General features: G+C 63.9%; 17 protein-coding genes. 15 read left to right on the forward strand and 2 right to left on the reverse strand.

Features of this window, described 5'->3' with window-relative positions:
* Positions 1-30: 30 nt before the first annotated feature.
* Both ACSU04_RS02115 and ACSU04_RS02120 read right to left on the reverse strand, forming a co-directional pair.
* Positions 31-963, reverse strand: a complete 933-nt coding sequence (locus tag ACSU04_RS02115; protein WP_439288280.1) for a formate/nitrite transporter family protein — start codon at positions 961-963, stop codon at positions 31-33.
* 165 nt (positions 964-1,128) lie between these two features.
* A complete protein-coding gene (locus ACSU04_RS02120; RefSeq protein ID WP_439288281.1) occupies positions 1,129-1,416 on the reverse strand; it encodes a hypothetical protein in 288 nt (95 codons plus the stop codon).
* Positions 1,417-1,514: 98 nt separating this feature from the next.
* Here ACSU04_RS02120 and ACSU04_RS02125 point away from each other — a divergent pair, with 98 nt between their 5' ends.
* The 15 genes from ACSU04_RS02125 to ACSU04_RS02195 all read left to right on the forward strand — a co-directional run bounded on the left by ACSU04_RS02125 (position 1,515) and on the right by ACSU04_RS02195 (position 18,685).
* Entirely contained in the window at positions 1,515-2,867 is a 1,353-nt protein-coding gene (locus tag ACSU04_RS02125) for a replication-associated recombination protein A (RefSeq protein WP_439288282.1), read from the forward strand.
* Positions 2,868-3,038: 171 nt separating this feature from the next.
* Positions 3,039-3,668: a 30S ribosomal protein S4 gene (rpsD, locus tag ACSU04_RS02130; protein WP_439278188.1), complete on the forward strand. Its 630-nt coding sequence runs from the start codon at positions 3,039-3,041 to the stop codon at positions 3,666-3,668.
* Positions 3,669-3,782: 114 nt separating this feature from the next.
* A complete protein-coding gene (locus ACSU04_RS02135) occupies positions 3,783-3,971 on the forward strand; it encodes a hypothetical protein (protein WP_439278189.1) in 189 nt (62 codons plus the stop codon).
* A gap of 67 nt (positions 3,972-4,038) precedes the next feature.
* Entirely contained in the window at positions 4,039-6,699 is a 2,661-nt protein-coding gene (alaS, locus tag ACSU04_RS02140; RefSeq protein ID WP_439288283.1) for an alanine--tRNA ligase, read from the forward strand.
* Positions 6,696-7,184, forward strand: coding sequence for a Holliday junction resolvase RuvX (ruvX, locus tag ACSU04_RS02145; protein WP_439288284.1), 489 nt, complete (start codon positions 6,696-6,698; stop codon positions 7,182-7,184). The genes alaS and ruvX overlap by 4 nt, the downstream gene beginning before the upstream one ends.
* Positions 7,171-8,547, forward strand: coding sequence for an endolytic transglycosylase MltG (gene mltG, locus ACSU04_RS02150; protein ID WP_439288285.1), 1,377 nt, complete (start codon positions 7,171-7,173; stop codon positions 8,545-8,547). The genes ruvX and mltG overlap by 14 nt, the downstream gene beginning before the upstream one ends.
* 4 nt (positions 8,548-8,551) lie before the next feature.
* Entirely contained in the window at positions 8,552-9,373 is an 822-nt protein-coding gene (locus tag ACSU04_RS02155; protein WP_439288286.1) for a shikimate dehydrogenase family protein, read from the forward strand.
* A 4-nt stretch (positions 9,374-9,377) separates the two neighbouring features.
* Positions 9,378-10,607 (forward strand): chorismate synthase, encoded by a 1,230-nt coding sequence (gene aroC, locus ACSU04_RS02160; protein ID WP_439288287.1) that lies wholly within the window; start codon positions 9,378-9,380, stop codon positions 10,605-10,607.
* Positions 10,594-11,112, forward strand: a complete 519-nt coding sequence (locus tag ACSU04_RS02165) for a shikimate kinase (protein ID WP_439288288.1) — start codon at positions 10,594-10,596, stop codon at positions 11,110-11,112. The genes aroC and ACSU04_RS02165 overlap by 14 nt, the downstream gene beginning before the upstream one ends.
* Positions 11,109-12,197: a 3-dehydroquinate synthase gene (gene aroB, locus ACSU04_RS02170; RefSeq protein ID WP_439288289.1), complete on the forward strand. Its 1,089-nt coding sequence runs from the start codon at positions 11,109-11,111 to the stop codon at positions 12,195-12,197. Before ACSU04_RS02165 ends, aroB begins: the two co-directional genes overlap by 4 nt.
* Positions 12,194-12,631 carry a type II 3-dehydroquinate dehydratase gene (locus ACSU04_RS02175; protein ID WP_439288290.1) on the forward strand — a complete coding sequence of 146 codons (438 nt, stop codon included), beginning with the start codon at positions 12,194-12,196 and terminating at the stop codon, positions 12,629-12,631. Before aroB ends, ACSU04_RS02175 begins: the two co-directional genes overlap by 4 nt.
* A gap of 90 nt (positions 12,632-12,721) precedes the next feature.
* On the forward strand, positions 12,722-13,282 hold the full coding sequence (gene efp, locus ACSU04_RS02180; protein ID WP_439278198.1) for an elongation factor P: 561 nt from the start codon (positions 12,722-12,724) through the stop codon (positions 13,280-13,282).
* A gap of 3 nt (positions 13,283-13,285) precedes the next feature.
* Positions 13,286-13,696, forward strand: a complete 411-nt coding sequence (nusB, locus tag ACSU04_RS02185) for a transcription antitermination factor NusB (protein ID WP_439278199.1) — start codon at positions 13,286-13,288, stop codon at positions 13,694-13,696.
* Positions 13,697-13,789: 93 nt separating this feature from the next.
* A complete protein-coding gene (locus ACSU04_RS02190; protein ID WP_439288291.1) occupies positions 13,790-17,050 on the forward strand; it encodes a DEAD/DEAH box helicase in 3,261 nt (1,086 codons plus the stop codon).
* A gap of 84 nt (positions 17,051-17,134) precedes the next feature.
* Positions 17,135-18,685 (forward strand): Rieske 2Fe-2S domain-containing protein, encoded by a 1,551-nt coding sequence (locus tag ACSU04_RS02195; RefSeq protein WP_439288292.1) that lies wholly within the window; start codon positions 17,135-17,137, stop codon positions 18,683-18,685.
* The last annotated feature ends 45 nt before the right edge of the window (positions 18,686-18,730 follow it).

Below are 18,730 nucleotides of genomic sequence, written 5' to 3' on the forward strand. Positions count from 1 at the left end.
TCGGACTCACCGGGACATTCTGTTCTTCTGTCAGCCGACGCTGACGGGCTCTGGCGTGCGCTTAGCCTCACGGGTTGTCGCGGCGGCCGGCTGCGCCACCGGGTCGTGGAGGTCCGTGTCTGAAGCAGCGACAGCCGTGTCACCACGCTTGTGGGCGCGAACGCGGCGCGCAGTGGGACGACCGTGGGTGATGTACAGCGGGAGTCCCACGAAGAGCAGCCCGCCGACAAGGTTGCCGAACACAGTGGGGATCTCGTTCCAGATCAGGTAATCCATGATCGTGAAATCTGCGCCGAGGAGCAGCCCCGACGGGAAGAGAAACATGTTGACGATCGAGTGCTCGAAGCCCATGTAGAAGAACAGCATCACCGGCAGCCACATCGCCAGGATCTTGGCGACCACGTTGTCCGAGACCATCGACAGGACGACTCCGGTGGAGACCATCCAGTTGCAGAGCACTCCGCGGATGAACAGTGTCAGCATCCCCGCGGCGCCATGATCGGCGTAACCGACCGTGCGACCGTGGCCGATCTCGCTGATTGCCAGCCCGACCGCGCTCGGCTCCGTGGAGAAGCCATAGGTGAAGTAGATCGCCATCAGAATCGCGACCATGAACGCGCCGCCGAAGTTGCCGAGGAAAACGAGGCCCCAGTTGCGGAACATGGCACCGACAGTGGCGCCTGGCCGCTTGGCGAGCACGGCGAGCGGTCCGAGTGTGAAGACCCCGGTGAGCAGGTCGAAACCGAACAGATAGAGGATCACGAAGCCGACGGGGAACAGTACCGCCCCCAACAGTGGCTGCCCGGTATTCGTTGAGACGGTGAGCGCGAAGGCTGCGGCGATCGTGAGAAGAGCGGCACCCATGAAGGCGCGGATGAGTGTGTCGCGAACGGACAGTTGCATCTTGTAGGCGCCGGCGTCCACCATACGGGTGACGAGTTCGGCGGGCTTGATATAGGACACGGGCGACCTCCACGGATGTATCGGATGAGCACAGGAGCTGAGCTTGAACTCAGCGTGACTCACCGCGGTTTCCGGCAGAGACGTCGATCGTTACGGCTGTGGAGCGAAACTCTCACATCGTGAAGTGCGCGTGTGTGAAGTGACGTGCGCGCGAAGTGCAGGAGCCTATTCGGCGGGGACGTCAGTCGAGAGCAGATCGGTGAAGGGATTCTCGAGCGGCGTGGGCGTCGAGGTCTTGGTCGGCTCCGGCTCGGGGGCGGTAACAGCCGCGTGTACGGACTGGCTGGCGATTGCGCCAGCGATGATCAGTCCACCCGCGATGCCCGCGATCAGGTTGTCACGCACGCGACGGCTGATCTGGCCATCGTGCCAGGCCGTGCGCGCCGCGTACAGCCGGGCGCGCTCGGTGTCTGCGCGTGAGCGCTGGATGTTTTTCGGTCCACGGCCAGCCATCAAGTTCCTTCCTGCGACGCCTCGCCTGGGCGCCGTCTGCGAGCCTACCGTCACTGCGGAGGTGCGCTGGTGTCTGCCGTGCGCATTAGCCTGGATCCATGACTTCCGCGCCATTGCTCTCGGGACAGACGCCCCTTGCTGTGCGGATGCGTCCTGTTTCGCTCGCCGAGGTCGCAGGTCAACAGCATCTGCTGCGTCCTGGGTCTCCCATCGTTGCGTTGGCTGACCCTGAAGCCGCCTCACCCGGTGCGGTCTCAATCATCCTCTGGGGGCCTCCGGGCACAGGCAAGACGACGCTTGCACAGTCGATCGCGCGATCCTCCGGGCGCCGATTCGTTGAACTCTCCGCGATCACCGCGGGTGTGAAAGATGTGCGCGAGGTGATGCAGGAAGCGATCACACAGCGCGACCTTTACGGACAGACCACCATTTTGTTCCTCGACGAGATCCACCGCTTCACGAAGGCCCAGCAAGACGCACTGCTTCCCGGAGTCGAGAACGGCTGGGTGATCCTCATCGCTGCGACGACCGAGAATCCCTCTTTCTCAGTGATCTCGCCCCTGATGTCGCGCTCATTGCTACTGACGCTGCAGCCGCTCACAGATGATGACATCGCCCTGCTTCTCGACCGGGCCATCTCCGATGCGCGTGGCCTGAACGGCACCGTGTCGATTGAGGATGCTGCGCGCAGCGCGCTCGTGCGACTTGCGTCGGGTGACGCGCGCCGTGCGCTGACCGGCTTGGAAGCCGCGGCGGCCGTGGCGCAGTCATCAGTCTCCGCAACAGACGACGACTCCGGTCCCGGTTCTGGCATACCTGCAATCACGGACGAGGACGTCGCGCAGGCCGTCGACCGGGCTCTGCTGCGCTACGACCGCCAGGGCGACGAGCACTACGACGTCATCAGTGCGTTCATCAAGTCGATCCGCGGCTCGGACCCAGATGCCGCGCTGCACTACCTCGCACGCATGATCGAAGCGGGGGAGGATCCGCGCTTCATCGCGCGGCGTCTGGTGATCTCCGCATCCGAAGACATCGGCTTGGCCGACCCGCAGGGCCTCGTCATCGCGGTTGCCGCTTCTGACGCAGTCGCATTCATCGGGATGCCGGAAGGACGAATCCCTCTCGCCGAGGCGACGGTCTACCTTGCGACGACGGCGAAGTCGAATGCGGCCTACCTCGGGATCAATGCGGCCATCGCTGACGTGCGCGCAGGCAGTTTCGGCCGAGTACCGCCGCACCTGCGCGACGCGCACTATCCCGGCGCTAAGCGCCTCGGACATGGCAAAGGCTACGTGTATCCGCACGACAGTGAGCATGGCGTCGTGCCGCAGCAATATCTTCCCGATGAGCTTGACGGCCGTCGGTACTACCAGCCAAAGGGTTTGGGGGCTGAGCGTGACATCTCCGCGCGGCTCGAACGCATCCGGCGCATCCTCGACGCCCGCTGAACGGGCGCGAGTCGCGGTCTGTTAGACTTGAGCGGTTCGAAACACAGTTTTCGGGCATCCCTTCGTTCATCCCCACCTTCTCTGCGCCCCGGCGTGCGCGTGAAGGCAGAACGCCGGAGATACGTCCGTGAGACGTGAAAGTCACGTCCACGTCATCGGAAGGAATACTTCGTGGTTACGAAGTCCCAGGACCGCCGCAAGGTCCGCCTGTCCCGTGCGCTCGGCATCCCGCTGACGCCGAAGGCTGCCCGCTACCTCGAGAAGCGTCCCTACGCTCCGGGTGAGCACGGCCGCACCAAGCGCAAGACCGACAGCGACTACGCCGTCCGTCTGCGTGAGAAGCAGCGTCTGCGTGAGCAGTACGGCATCCGCGAGAAGCAGCTTCGCATCGCGTTCAACGAGGCTCGTCGCGTCGACGGCCTGACCGGTGAGAACCTGGTCGAGCTCCTCGAAATGCGTCTCGACGCCCTCGTCGTGCGTTCGGGCTTCGCCCGCACCACCGCGCAGGCTCGCCAGATGGTCGTGCACCGTCACATCATGGTTGACGGCCAGCTCGTCGACCGCCCGTCCTTCCGCGTGAAGCCGGGTCAGGTCATCCACGTCAAGCCTAAGAGCGAGGGCACCGAGCCCTTCCAGGTGGCAGCAGCCGGCGGTCACGCCGAGGTGCTTCCTCCCGTTCCCGGCTACCTCGAGGTTGAGCTCGACAAGCTTCAGGCACGCCTGGTTCGTCGTCCGAAGCGCGCTGAGGTCCCCGTGACCTGTGAAGTGCAGCTCGTCGTCGAGTACTACGCAGCTCGCTAAAGCTCTCTCAGAGAGTTTCTGAGCAAGAGGCGTCGGGGTTCTCCCGACGCCTCTTGTGGTTTCCGCATACGATGGAGAGACCGCGCTTCGCGGTCCAAGGGCGAGGAAGACGACATGAAGACTCTGCTGTGGTTCCTGATCGGTGTGATCGGCGGGTTTATCGCTGCACACTTCATGAACAAGGATCCGCGCGGACACGATCTTTTGTCCGATGTCGACGCTCGCATCACAGAGTTCACCGCGATTCTCGGCGACTCGTACCGCGAGCAGCAAGCGCGACTGGTCGACCCGCTCGACCGCTGATCATCAGCGCCGGTCACCACGATCGGCGTGGTGCCCATCCGCCTCACACAAGGACAGCCGTACTCCTATGAAAACTGCGGACATCGCGCAGCGTTACCTCAACTTCTTCGAGAAGAACGACCACACGATCGTGCCTTCCGCGTCGCTCGTGAGCGACGACCCGACGGTGATGTTCACCATCGCGGGCATGGTGCCGTTCGTGCCGTATCTGACGGGGTTGATTCCCGCGCCGTTCGCGCGCGCGGCTGACCTGCAGAAGTGCATTCGCACCAACGACATCGAAGAGGTCGGCAAGACCGCGCGCCACGGCACGTTCTTCCAGATGCTGGGCAACTGGTCCTTCGGCGACTACTTCAAAGAAGGCGCAATCACGTATGCGTGGGAGCTGCTGACGACCTCAGAGGCCGATGGCGGTCTCGGGTTTGCTGAGAAGGACATCTGGGTCACTGTCTACGAGACCGATGACGAGGCTGCACTGCTTTGGCAGAAGATCGCAGGACTTCCCGCCGAACGCATTCAGCGCATGGGTAAAGAAGACAACTACTGGCACACCGGCCAGCCCGGCCCCGCAGGACCCTGCTCAGAGATCTACATCGACCGCGGCCCCGCGTACGGCCGTGAAGGTGGACCGATTGTCGACGACAACCGCTTCACCGAGATCTGGAACCTCGTGTTCATGCAGGAACTTCTCTCGGACGTGCGTACAAAGGTCGATTTCGACATCTCTGGACCGCTGCCGAAGAAGAACATCGACACCGGCATGGGCCTCGAGCGCGTCGCGATGTTCAAGCAGGGCGTCGAGAACATGTACGAGACCGATCAGGTGCGTCCGGTGCTCGACCGTGCGATTGAGATTTCCGGCCGCAAGTATGGCGTGGACCATGAGGATGACGTCCGTTTCCGCGTCATCGCGGACCACGTGCGTTCTTCTCTCATGCTGCTCTCTGATGGTGTGAAGCCCGCCAACGAGGGTCGCGGCTACATCCTGCGGCGCCTGATGCGCCGTACCGTCCGCTCCATGCGTCTGCTCGGCGTCGACGCACCGGTCTTCCCGGAGCTGTTCAGCGCATCCCGCGATGCGATGAAGTCGGCGTACCCGGTGCTGTCGACCGAGTGGGACCGCCTCTCCGGCCTCGCCAACGCGGAGGAAGAGACCTTCCTGCGCACCCTCTCACAGGGGTCGACGATTCTTGATCTCGCCCTTGACACCACCAAGAAGGCAGGCAAGCAGACGCTTGCAGGCCCCGAGGCCTTCCTGCTGCACGACACGTACGGCTTCCCGATCGATCTCACGCTCGAGATCGCTGAAGAAGCGGGTCTCAACGTCGATCGCACAGCGTTCGATGAATTGATGCTCGCGCAGCGGACACGCGCAAAGGCCGATGCCAAGAGTCGTCGTCGACAGCTCGCTGATGTTTCCGTCTATCGCGAGTTCCGTGCGCTCGGCGAGACCGGTTTCGCCGGTTACACCGATCTCGACATCGAGTCTCGTGTGCTCGGCATTCTTGTTGACGGCCAGCCGGCAACAACGGCGAGTGAAGGTCAGGTCGCCGAGATCATTCTCGCCGAGACGACGCTGTATGCGGAGTCCGGTGGTCAGGTCTCCGACAAGGGCACGATCGTCGGCGCCGGATTCGAACTGGACGTCCTCGATGTGCAGAAGCCTGTTGCCGGCCTCATCAGCCACACCGTGCAGGTCGCGAGCGGAACGGTCGCTGTCGATGATCGCGCCACTGCGCTCGTGGATGCCAAGAACCGCCGTGCCGCACGCCAGGCGCACTCGGCGACGCACCTCGTGCACGCGGCGCTTCGCGACACGCTGGGATCGACTGCGACGCAGGCCGGGTCGCTGAACCGTGCCGGCTACATGCGATTCGACTTCTCGTGGTCGCAGGCGCTGTCTGCCGACACTCGCACCGAGATCGAGGACATCACCAACCGTGCTGTGCAGGATGCGCTTGAAGTGACGACGCGCATCGTCTCACTCGATGAGGCCAAGGAAGCCGGCGCCATGGCGCTGTTCGGCGAGAAGTACGGCGATGTCGTGCGCATGGTCGACATCGGTGGTCCGTGGTCGCGCGAGCTCTGTGCGGGCACGCATGTGAACTCCAGCGCTGAGATCGGTCTCGTCAGCATCGTGGGGGAGTCGTCGGTCGGCGCCTCCAACCGTCGTATCGAAGCACTCGTGGGTCAGGACGCATTCCGCGAACTGGCTGCCGAACGTGCGATCGTCTCGCAGCTCACCGCAGCTCTGAAGACTCCACGCGAGCATCTTCCAGAGCGCATCGCAGAGATCGCTGCAAACCTGAAGACGGCGGAGAAGCGCATCGCGCAGTTCGAGGCGAAGGAGCGCGCGGGACAGGTTCCTGCGATCGCTGAAGCGGCAGAACGCATCGGTGCCTACCGTGTGGCAGCGCTCTCGCTCGGCGAGGTTGCTTCGGCTGACGACATTCGTGGCCTCGCCTTGAGCGTGCGCGAGCGTCTCGGATCGGACGCCGCAGTTGTCGTTCTTGGTGGTGTTGCCGCGGGCCGGCCGATCGTCGTGGTCGCCACGAACGAAGCAGCACGCTCTGCCGGAGCAAAGGCTGGTGTGCTTGCAAAGCGGGCTGCCGGTGTTCTCGGTGGCGGCGGCGGCGGCCGCGATGACGTGGCTCAGGGTGGCGGTGCAGATGCCTCGGCACTCGGCGCTGCGCTCGAGGCCGTGACTCAGGAGCTTCGCGGCGCGTGAGTGGCTTCCGTCGCGGCGTGCGAATCGGCATCGATGTCGGTAAAGCTCGAGTCGGGGTCGCGCGCTGCGACCCCGACGGCATGCTGGCCGTTCCCGTGGAGACGGTGCCACGCTCGGATACCTCGCTCGCGCGGATCGCAGCGATTGCGACCGAGTACGAGCCACTCGAGTTCGTTGTCGGCCTTCCGGTCAACATGCAGGGTGCGGATACTCCGTCAACCACGGATGCGCGCGAGTTCGCCGCAGCGCTGCAACGGCTCACCGGGGTGTCCGTACGCATGATGGATGAGCGGTTGAGTACCGTCACCGCACACGCTGCGCTGCGCTCTTCCGGGAGAAATCAGCGAAACTCTCGTAGCATTGTCGATCAGGTCGCGGCAGTAGTGCTGCTGCAGCACGCGATTGACACGGAGAAGAGCACCGGTACCCCGGCCGGTGTTGCTGTCCCGCTTGATGAGGAGCCTCCTGAGCATGCCCGAACGTGACACTGCAGACCCCGGCTCGAACTCTGTTTCCGATGATCTGTTCGCAAATCTCCCCGCGCCTTCGCACCGCGCCCCGGTATCCGATTCGGTAGGGCCAGTGCCCGGATCCCGCCGTGCACTGCGAGAAGCATCGACATCCGGAGTCCCAGACGAGGCATCGGGCGCAGACGCTCCTACCGCCGGCGCAGAGTCCGCATCACTGGCTACCGAGCGAGGCCAGACGAAGCCGGCGCCCTCGACGCTGGATGATCTGTTCCAGCCAGAGCACGACGAATCTCTTCGTGCTCCACGAAAGAAGAAGCGCCGCACCGGCTGTCTCGTCGCGCTCATCATCATTCTCGTGCTGATCGGCGGAGCGGTCTACGGCGGGTTCTGGGCCATGAACAACTACGGCGACAAAATCAACGAGGTCATGGGCTGGGGCGAACCAACGGATTGGGAGCCGGGGCTTGCCACTGGCGAGGTCACCGTCACGATCCGTGAGGGCGACACCGGCGGACCGGTCTCCACCGCGCTGTTCGACGCCGGCGTCACCAAGACCGAGGACGTGTTCTACGACTACCTCGTAGACGAGAACGTCGACTTCACGGTGTACCCGGGTCTCTACACGCTCCAGGAGAAAATGACGGCCGCCGCCGCGCTCGAGGCGCTGAACGATCCCGCCAACAAGCTGGAGAATACGGTCGCCACCGTCGAGGGTGGCACGATCGAATCCTCGCTGCCGCTGATCAGCGAGGCCATCGGCATCCCGATCGAAGACCTGCAGGCTGCCGTCAAAGACCCGAGTGCGTACGGCGTCACCGCCGCGACCCTCGAGGGGTGGCTGTTCCCTGCTACCTACACTTTCGACCCTGAGGTCACCGCGACGCAGGTCATCCAGCGGATGGTGGATCGCACTCGGCAGTCACTGGCAGAGGCGGGCGTGCCTGCGGGTGACGAGAATCGGGTTCTCACGATCGCGTCCATCATCGAGCGGGAGGGACGCACGGACGACTTCGCCAAAGTTTCACGCGTCATCCAGAACCGCCTCGACGACGGCATGATGCTGCAAATGGACTCGACCGCGCAGTACGGCTACGGCGAACTGCACGCAGGTGTCGTGAGTACCTCTGAGGAAGCCCAGTTCGACGAAAACGCGTACAACACCTATGTGATCGAGGGACTCCCCATCGGCCCGATCGCCAACCCGAGCCATGCGGCGATCGATGCCGCGATGCATCCGGTCGACGGCCCATGGTTCTATTTCGTGACCATCAACCCGCAGAGCGGTGAGACGGTGTTCTCGACGACCTATGCGGAGCACCAGGCCGGGATCGAGGTCTGGCACGAGTGGTGCCGGGCCAACCCCGATCAGGGATGCTGAAGGCATGACGGGGCATCGCCTCGCCGTCTGGGGCGATCCGATCGCCCACAGCATGTCACCGGCGCTGCACGCCGCAGCGTACCGTGTGCTGGGCCTGAACTGGGAGTACGGTCGTCGCCAGGTGGATGCCGTGGGCTTCGCCGCAGCGTTGAGCTCATTGGACAGTTCGTGGCGAGGGCTTTCGGTGACGATGCCCCTCAAGGAGCAGGCGTTCCGGACCGCGGCGACCCATGACCGCCATGCCGAATTGACCGGCGCGGTGAACACCCTGCTTCTCGGGCAGGCACCAGCCGGCTTCAACACAGACGTCGGGGGGATCATCGACGCGTTGGCTGGCGGCGGTGTGAGTGCGGCTGACAGTGCGCGCATCCTCGGTGCTGGAGCCACGGCCTCATCAGCGATGGTCGCGGCCGCGGAGATCGGTGTGCAGCGCATCGACGTGCGTGCACGCCGTCCAGATCGCGCCGAGGGGCTGCGCACGGTGGGAGACAGACTCGGCATCGCAGTGACGGTGCAGGGTTTTGACGCCCCGTCAGAATCGGTTGATGTCACCGTCGCAACGCTGCCGGGCGGCACCGTGCTCGACGAACCGGTCTCGACGTCTCTTGCCGCCAGCGGCGGCATGCTGCTCGACGCGGCATACGCCCCGTGGCCGTCTGCTCTGGCTGCGGCGTGGCAGGACGAACGCGTGATCTGTGGGCTCGAGATGCTGCTTCATCAGGCCGTGCGCCAGGTACGCATCTTCGTGCACGGCGATCCGCTGCACGAGCTCGGCAACGAAGGTCGCGTGCGTGACGAAATGCGGTTGGCTCTCGTGGGAGACTAGAGCAATGCTCCGCGTGCTCACGGCCGGCGAATCGCACGGCCCAGAACTCATTGCCGTCATGGAAGGGCTGCCCTCTGGCGTCCCGATCTCCTCCGAGGCGATCCAGGCTGACCTTGCCAGGCGCAAGCTCGGCTATGGTCGCGGCTCGCGGATGAAGTTCGAACAGGACGAGCTCACCATCTCCGGCGGTGTGCGCCACGGCAAGAGCCTCGGCAGCCCGATCGCGCTGCGCATCGGCAACACCGAATGGCCGAAGTGGATCGAGGTCATGAACCCCGAGCCGGTCGAGCTCACTGACAAGTCGCGGGGCCGCTCGGCACCGCTCACCCGTCCACGCCCAGGTCACGCTGACCTCGTCGGCATGCAGAAGTACGACTTCGATGAAGCCCGCCCGATCCTCGAGCGCGCCAGCGCCCGTGAGACCGCTGCACGCGTGGCTCTCGGAGCCGTTGCGCGTTCGTTCCTTGGTGAGCTGGGCATCCGGCTCGTCAGCCACACGCTCTCGATCGGCCCGGTACGTGTCCCGGAAAACGCCGCATTGCCTACTGCGGATGACGTCGATGCGCTGGATGCTGATCCGCTGCGGTGCTTCGACGCCGCCACCTCTGCGCTGATGGTCGCCGAAGTCGACGACGCCCGCAAGGAGGGCGACACCCTCGGCGGCATCGTCGAGGTGCTGGCCTACGGCCTTCCGCCGGGGCTCGGCTCGCACGTGCACTGGGACCGCAGACTGGACGCCCGCCTTGCACAAGCGCTCATGAGCATCCAGGCGATCAAGGGTGTCGAGGTCGGAGACGGCTTCGAGACGACTCGCCGTCGTGGCTCCGCCGCGCACGACGAGCTCTTCGCTGCGGAGGCTGGGATCACCCGATCCTCCGACCGCGCCGGTGGCACCGAGGGCGGTATGTCCACTGGCACCGTGCTGCGCGTGCGCGCCGGCATGAAGCCGATCGCCACGGTTCCGCACTCGCTGCGCACGATCGACACGGCAACAGGCGAGGCAGCAACGGCGCACCACCAGCGCTCTGACGTCTGCGCTGTTCCTGCCGCCGGCGTCGTCGCCGAGGCGATGGTGGCTGTTGAGCTCGCCAACGCCGTGCTGGAGAAGTTCGGTGGCGACAGCATCCGCGAGACACGCCGCAATGTCGAGAGCTACCTCGCGGCGATCCCGGCAGAGTTGCGTACCGCACCCGCTTCCGAGGCCGCCTTGATCGCCCACGATGAGCAGTCCTGAACAGCTGACACTCGTACTGGTCGGCCCGATGGGCGCGGGCAAGACGAGCGTCGGCAGACAGGTCGCCAAACGACTCGGAGTCGGCTTCATCGACACTGACAAGTGCATCGTGGCAGCGCACGGGCCCATCCCCGAGATCTTCGCGCAGCACGGTGAGGAGCACTTCCGCGCCCTCGAACGCGCAGCCGTTGCTGATTCGCTTGGCCAAGGCGGAGTTATCTCCGTCGGAGGCGGCGCCGTCACCTCAGCGCAGACGCGTGAACTGCTGTGTCAGCATCCGGTCGTCTTCCTTGCCGTCACGGCGGAAGCAGTAGCAGGGCGCATCCGCACTGGCGGCCGGCCGATGCTGGCGGGTGACGAAGATCCACTGGAACGGTGGAAGACTATCTACGAACAGCGTCGCGGCTGGTACGACGAGGTCGCGACCGTGACATTCGACACTTCTCGACGGCCAATGCAGCGCATTGCCGACGAGATCGCCGCCTGGAGGAAGAACCTGACATGAGCACGACCACGATCAGTGTGACCGGGCAGGCGGAGTACGACATCACGATCGGACGCGGCATCCTCGATCAGGTCTCTGCCGCGCTGGACCCCGCCGTGCGCAAGGTGCTGGTCGTGCATCCGCCGACGCTCGGTGCCCGTGCAGCGGAGTTGCGTGACCGTCTGCTTGCCGACACCACCAACGGTCCGCGCGAGGTGCTGCTGGCCGAGATACCCGATGCCGAGCAGGGCAAGCGCATCGAGGTCGCGGCATTCTGCTGGCAGGTCATGGGCCAGTCCGATTTCACACGCACAGACGCGGTGGTCGGGTATGGCGGTGGAGCTGTGACAGACCTTGCCGGATTCGTCGCCGCCACATGGTTGCGCGGCGTACAGGTGATCCAGGTCCCGACAACCGTGCTGGGCCTCGTCGACGCCTCCGTCGGCGGCAAGACAGGCGTGAACACCGCCGAGGGGAAGAACCTCGTTGGCGCATTCTGGCCACCGCGTGCCGTTATCGGCGACCTGGATGAGCTCGCCAGCCTCAGTGCGCATGAGGCGACTGCCGGCTTCGCCGAGGTCGTCAAGGCGGGATTCATCTGGGCACCGGAGATTCTCGACATCATCGAGGCAGATCCCGCGCGCGCCGTCGACACCACCACGCCAGAGTTCCGCCGCGCCATCGAGCTCGCGATTGATATGAAGGCGCGTGTCGTCTCGGAGGACTTCCGCGAGACAGGTCAGCGCGAGATTCTCAACTACGGGCACACGCTCGGCCACGCGATCGAGCACGCAGAGCGCTACCGCTGGCGTCACGGCGCAGCGATCTCCGTCGGCATGATCTTCGCCGCCGAGATCTCGCGTCTTGCCGGTCGGCTTTCGGACGAGAGCGCGGATCGCCACCGCACGGTACTGGAGTCGCTGGGGCTTCCCACCAGCTACCGCGCCGGCGCCTGGGCGACTCTGCTGGCAAGCATGCAACGCGACAAGAAGAGCCGCGGCGGGATGCTGCGCTTCATCGTCCTCGACGACATCGCCAAGCCCACCGTGCTGCGGGCTCCGGACGAGTCGCTGCTGTTCGCCGCCTACCAGGAGGTCGGCGCATGACTCGCCGCATCCTGCTCGTCAACGGCCCGAACCTGAACCTGCTCGGAACCCGAGACCCGGCCATCTACGGCACCGCGACCCTGGCTGATGTCGAACGAATCACGACGGATGCTGCAACCGCGGCTGGCTTCGAGGTGCGCAGCATCCAGAGCAATCACGAGGGCATACTGATCGACGCGATTCACGCGGCACGCGAAGACTGCCTGGGCATCGTGATCAACCCCGGCGGCCTCACTCACACCTCCGTCGCCCTTCGCGACGCGCTGACCGGCGTGTTGCTGCCGTTCGCTGAAGTTCACATCTCCGATGTGAATGCCCGCGAAGAGTTCCGGCGCTTCTCGTACCTCCACGACGTCGCTGCTGTACGCGTGATCGGCGAGGGAGCAGACGGCTACGCGAACGCTGTTCGTCAGCTCACAGCGCTGATCCCGTAGAATCGACTGTCGGCCCCTACCTAACTGCCCCCTTCGCCAGTCGAAGGGCAGTGCACGGCCTCTCTCTCACGGAAACGGAATTCAGAACGCATGGCATCCACCGCAGACATCAAGAACGGCGTCGTCCTCAGCATCGACGGACAGCTCTGGAACGTCATCGAGTTCCAGCACGTCAAGCCCGGCAAGGGTGGCGCGTTCGTCCGCACCAAGCTGAAGAACGTCGTCTCAGGCAAGACCGTCGACCGCACCTACAACGCCGGCGCGAAGATCGAGATCGAGAACGTCGATCGTCGTGATTTCACCTACCTGTACGCAGACGGTGATGGCTTCGTGTTCATGGACATCGCCGACTACGACCAGATCACCGTTGGCGCAGCCACCGTCGGCGACGCGAAGAACTTCCTCCTGGAGAACCAGCAGGTCACCATCGCGCTGAACAACGGCAACCCGCTGTACCTTGACCTTCCGGCATCCGTCACCCTCGAAGTGACGTACACCGAGCCTGGCCTGCAGGGCGACCGCTCCTCGGCAGGAACCAAGCCCGCCACAGTCGAGACCGGCTACGAGATGCAGGTTCCGCTGTTCGTGGAGACCGGCACGAAGATCAAGGTCGACACCCGCACGGGTGAGTACCTCGGTCGCGAGAAGTAAGGCGTGGGTGCCCGGACGAAGGCGCGCAAGCGCGCTCTCGACATTCTCTTCTCCTCGGACGTCCGTGGAGATGACCTCGCCGTAACTCTTGCGGCGGAAGCAAAGCGCGCGGCTAGTGAGCCCGCTCGTGAGGCCTCGTGGCTATACGCCCGTGAGATCGTCGACGGGATCGCTGATCACCGCGACGAGATCGATGAAAGCATCATCACGCACAGCCGTGATTGGAAGCTCGAACGCATGCCGGCCGTTGACCGTGCCCTGCTGCGCATCGGCGTGTGGGAGATCGTCTACAACGACGAGGTTCCCACCGCGGTGGCCATTGATGAGGCAGTGGAACTGGCCAAGGAATTCTCCACTGACGATTCCGGCGCATTCGTGCACGGAGTTCTTGCTCGGGTGGATCGCGCGCGCTAACCCTCACCGTCAATCAGAATGACGGCGACTTCGCGGTGATGTCGATCTTGTCGATGTCACCGTGATGTCCGTCGTCGGGGAGAGGATGCCGGCATGTCTGCTCCGCATGTTGATGAATCCGATCTTTCGCGGATGATCGATCGCGGAAGCTACGAGCGTGGCCGCGCGTACTTCCTCGACGGGATGGTTTCTGAACTGCATTGGGACGCAGCGTCGGACACGCTGACCGCCCGTGTTCGTGGCTCGGGGACCGCCGTGTACCGGTGTGCCGTGCGGATGAAGCCCGAAACCGCGCAGATCACGGTGGCCACCTGCTCATGTCCGGTTCCGCGCACCTGCAAGCATGTCGTCGCGGCCCTGCTCGCGAGTAACGCTGAGAGGGACGCTGCCGCAGACGCCACTGCCGCGGCAGCAGAGCCTGCACGCCCAGGATGGCGCACGCTGCTGGACGGTTCCGCATCCGCGAAGACGCCGACCGCGCTGGCGTTGGGTATCGAACTTCGACATCGCTCCGCCCGCGGTGTTCATCAGTGGGCACCGCGGCCGATGCGGCCCGCTACTGCACGTGATGTCGCGCGCGGCGACGGAGAACTGCTCGTCGGCATCCGCCCGCTCATGCGCAGCGCGACGACCGGTTCCTGGATACATGGCACGGTGTCATGGGACTCTGTGCGGCGCTCAGGGACGCAGTTCGGAAAAGACCGCGTTCGGTGGTTCGCTGACCTGCTCAGCATCTCGCGCGATTCGCTGTTGTCCGGCACTGCGGGCGATTGGCTCGTGCTGGATCATGTCGAATCGAACCTGCTCTGGGCCCACCTGCGCGCCGGAGCAATCCTCGGCATACCGCTCGTGTCGACGCAGAAGAGCTTCACCTTCTCGATGGCGGAGGAGGGCTCCGTCACGGCTCAGGTCGTCCGGGCCGAGAACGGCGATTTGTCGGTGAGCGCCGAAGTCGCTCTCGATGGTCGGAGCATGAATGAAAGTCGTATTCATGCGATCGGTCATTCCGGCATCTTCGCGGTCACGCCTCTCGGAGCCAGAGTCTCCGTAACGCTGGCCGAAGTGCCGTTGAGCGCGCCCGTGCGTGCGCTGCTCGATGCAGGTGTGCCGTTGGATGTCCCTGCCGAAGAAGAAGCGGTGTTCCTGCGTGACGCGTATCCGATACTGGCGCGCCGGGTGGAAGTGCGTGCGGTGGGAAAGGTCGAGCTGCCGACCATTCCGGTACCTGTGCCGACGCTGACGATCTCGCACCTTCCCGGCGACACGGTTCGATATCTATTCGGATGGACCTATCGGGGCTTCGGGCGATTCCCTTTCACTGCGACTTCGGACGCGGTTCGCGATGAGGACGCTGAGGCACAGCAACGATCAATCGTCGAGGTGCAATGGAGCGACGCGACCGGCATACGCTTCGAAGACAGCGGTGCGTTCCAAGATGTCGAGGCGGCGGAGTTCATCACTCATGTCGTTCCCGTGCTCGAAGGGCACGGGATCAAGGTCGTCATATCCGGAAAGCGCAAGTCCTATCAGGAGCTCAGCGGAATACCGGAGATCACCGTCTCCACGGTCGAGAGCACTGACTCAGACTGGTTCGATCTCGGTGTCCTGGTCAAGATCGACGGGCGGACGATCCCCTTCACTCCGCTGTTTCGCGCGCTGAGTATGCGCCGAACGAAGCTCCTTCTCGCCGACGGCAGCTACTTCTCTCTCGCGCATCCGGCATTGGACACACTGCGTGAACTCATCGACGAGGCCACCGAGTTGTCGGAGTGGGAGACTGGGCCCCGCATCAGCAAGTATCAGACCGATCTCTGGGAAGAGTTCGAGGATCTCGCTGATGAAGCGCTGCCCGCGACGAGCTGGCGGGCCACCGCTGACGGCCTGCGGGCCGCGACCGGAGTACCACCGGCCGAGGTGCCGAAGGGGTTGCAAGCTGAGCTGCGTCCCTATCAGAAGACAGGATTCGACTGGCTCGCATTCCTCTGGTCGCATCGCCTCGGGGGGATCCTCGCAGATGACATGGGACTCGGAAAAACCCTGCAGCTTCTGACGCTCATCCTGCATGCACGCGAATCGGGCGAAACGCGGCCGTTCCTCGTCATCGCGCCGACGTCCGTGCTGTCGACGTGGCAGGACGAAGCGACACGATTCGCCCCGTCCCTGCGCGTTCAGATCATCGACGGGACCAGCAGCAGACGGGCATCCTCGATCGCGGATATCGCGAAGGATACCGACCTCGTCGTCACCTCGTACACACTGGCCAGGCTGGACGCCGACGAGTACGAAGCGATCGAGTGGGCAGGGCTCATTCTCGATGAGGCGCAGTTCGTGAAGAACGCCTCGACGAAGCAGCATCGTGCAGTGGCATCCATCCGCGCCGACGTGACGTTCGCGGTGACCGGTACACCGATGGAGAACAGCCTCAGCGACATCTGGGCGTTGCTGAAACTCGCCGCCCCCGGGCTTTTCCCGTCGGCGCGGAAGTTTCGCCAGGACTACATCCAGCCGATCGAGAAGGGCAAGGTGCCGGAGAACGAGGAGGGCGGCGAGTACCGTCAGCGGAGGTTGGAGCGTTTGCGTCGACGCATCCGTCCGCTGATGCTGCGCCGTACCAAAGAGCTCGTGGCCAGCGACCTTCCGGAGAAGCAGGAACAGCTGCTGCACGTCGAGCTGAGTCCCGCGCACCGAGCGCTCTACGACACGGTGCTGCAGCGGGAACGGCAGAAGGTGCTCGGGCTTTTGAAGGATCTCGATCGCAACCGGTTCATCGTCTTCCGTTCGCTGACGATGCTGCGGATGCTGAGCCTGGCACCTGGGTTGGTGGACGAGACCGATGCGAAGATCGGATCGCGCAAGCTGGACACGCTGGTCGAGCGGGTCATCGAACTGCACGCCGAACATCACCGCGCGCTCGTCTTCAGCCAGTTCACGTCATTCCTGAAGATGGCGGCGGCGCGTCTGGAGCGAGCGGGAATTCCGTATGTGTATCTGGACGGGTCGACGCGTAAGCGGCAGGACGTCATTCGGGAGTTCCGCACGGGGGAGCAGCCGGTTTTCCTGATCAGTCTCAAATCCGGCGGCTTCGGACTCACTCTCACCGAAGCCGACTATGTCTTCATGCTTGATCCCTGGTGGAACCCGGCGGCCGAAGCGCAGGCCGTCGATCGTGCACACCGTATCGGCCAAGACAAGCAGGTGTTCGTGTATCGCATGATTTCTGCGGGCACCATCGAGGAGAAGGTGCTGGCGCTGCAGCAGCGCAAGGCTCGTTTGTTCACCGCGGTGATGGATGACGAGGCGTTGTTCTCCCAGTCGCTGACTGCGGATGACATCCGCGGTCTCTTCGAAGCCTGATTCGCGAACTTATCCCCGGCCTATCGCAGGGATCGTGCAGAGCACCCCGGGTAGAATTGCAGGGTTCATGTCAGAAGGAGTGCAATGCGGATTACGGGACTCGGCCACGCCGGGATGTTCATCGAGACGGTCGGCGGAAACATCATCTGCGATCCCGTTCTCGGACCGTCGTTCTACGGATCCTGGTTCCCATTCCCCGACAACCGGGGGCTCGATTGGGCGAAGTTTGGCCGAGAAGCGGACTTCCTGTACATCTCGCACCGGCACCGTGATCACTTCGATCAGGCGCTGCTGGAGCGCTATATCCGCAAGGACATCGAGGTGCTCCTCCCGGACTATCCCATCGATGATCTCGAGCAGGACCTTCGTGGGCTGGGTTACAACAACATCACCTATGCGCCGGCGGGCGAGGTCATCCAGCGCGGCGATCTGAAGATCATGATCACGCCGCTGCGCGCGCCCAGCGACGGACCCATCGGTGACTCATCTCTCAGCGTCGACGATGGCACCGCTTCAGTGCTGAACCAGAACGACTCGCATCCGCTGGACCTGGACACGTTGCTGAGCTTCGGCAAGCCGGACGCCTACTTCACACAGACGTCCGGAGCCATCTGGTGGCCCATGGTCTACGACCTGCCTCAGGATGCCAAGCAGAACTTTGCGCGCCTCAAGCGTGACTCGCAGAACAAGCGGGCCATGTTCTACATCGAGAAGGTCGACGCACCGCACGTCTTCCCGATGGCTGGTCCGCCGATGTTCCTGCGCGACGAGTTGTTCAAGTACAACGGATTCGGCAAAGACAACGACTCGATCTTCACCGACCAGAAGCAGTTCATCGCTCACATGAAGGAGCTGGCACCGCAGTACAACGGTCAGCTGTTTGTCCCGGGCACCGTCGTCGAACTGCAAGGCATCGACCTCACGATGTCGCAGTCGCTCTACACAGATGCCGAGATCGCGCACATCTTCGATGAGAAGTGGGACTACCTCGAATCTCAGCGCGTGAGCCGTCAGCAGGAGATCCGCGACGAGGAAGCCACCCGTGCCGAGGTTCTGCCGCCCGACGAGATGCTCGCAGCGATCAAGGCGTGGTGGGAACCACTGCTGAAGAAGTCCCGCACCATCCGCCTCGGTGTCGGCGGCAACGTCCGGTTCCGCATTGGAGAGCTCGACATGGTGGTCGACTTCCCCAAGGCGAAGGTTCGCGAATACGCGGGGGAGGAGTGCATCTACTGGTACACGATCCCCGCCGATCTCGTGTCGACGAACATCGCCGACCACGAGATCGACTGGTCGAACTCGATCTTCCTCTCCATGCAGTTCTCGGTTGGCCGCAGCGGCAAGTTCAACGAGTTCCTGACCACGTTCCTCAAATGCCTGTCAGTGGATCGCATCGAGTACGTCGAGAACTGGTACTCGGAACAGACCGACCAGACCGAGGATGCCGAGATCGGCGACTGGGTCGTTCAGCGCCGCTGCCCGCACCTGCGTGCAGATCTCACCAAGACTGGCAAGGTCGATGAGGACGGCGTGCTGACCTGCAGCATGCACGACTGGAAGTGGGATCTTAAAACCGGCAAGTGCCTCAGCACCACCGGCCACGACATCCGCGCGACGCAGTCCGCGGCATCCTGAGGCACCTGCCCAAAACAGGACGACAGCCCCAGATCAGGAGGATGC

It is taken from the genome of Microbacterium sp. A84, assembly GCF_051842815.1.
Lineage (GTDB): Bacteria > Actinomycetota > Actinomycetes > Actinomycetales > Microbacteriaceae > Microbacterium.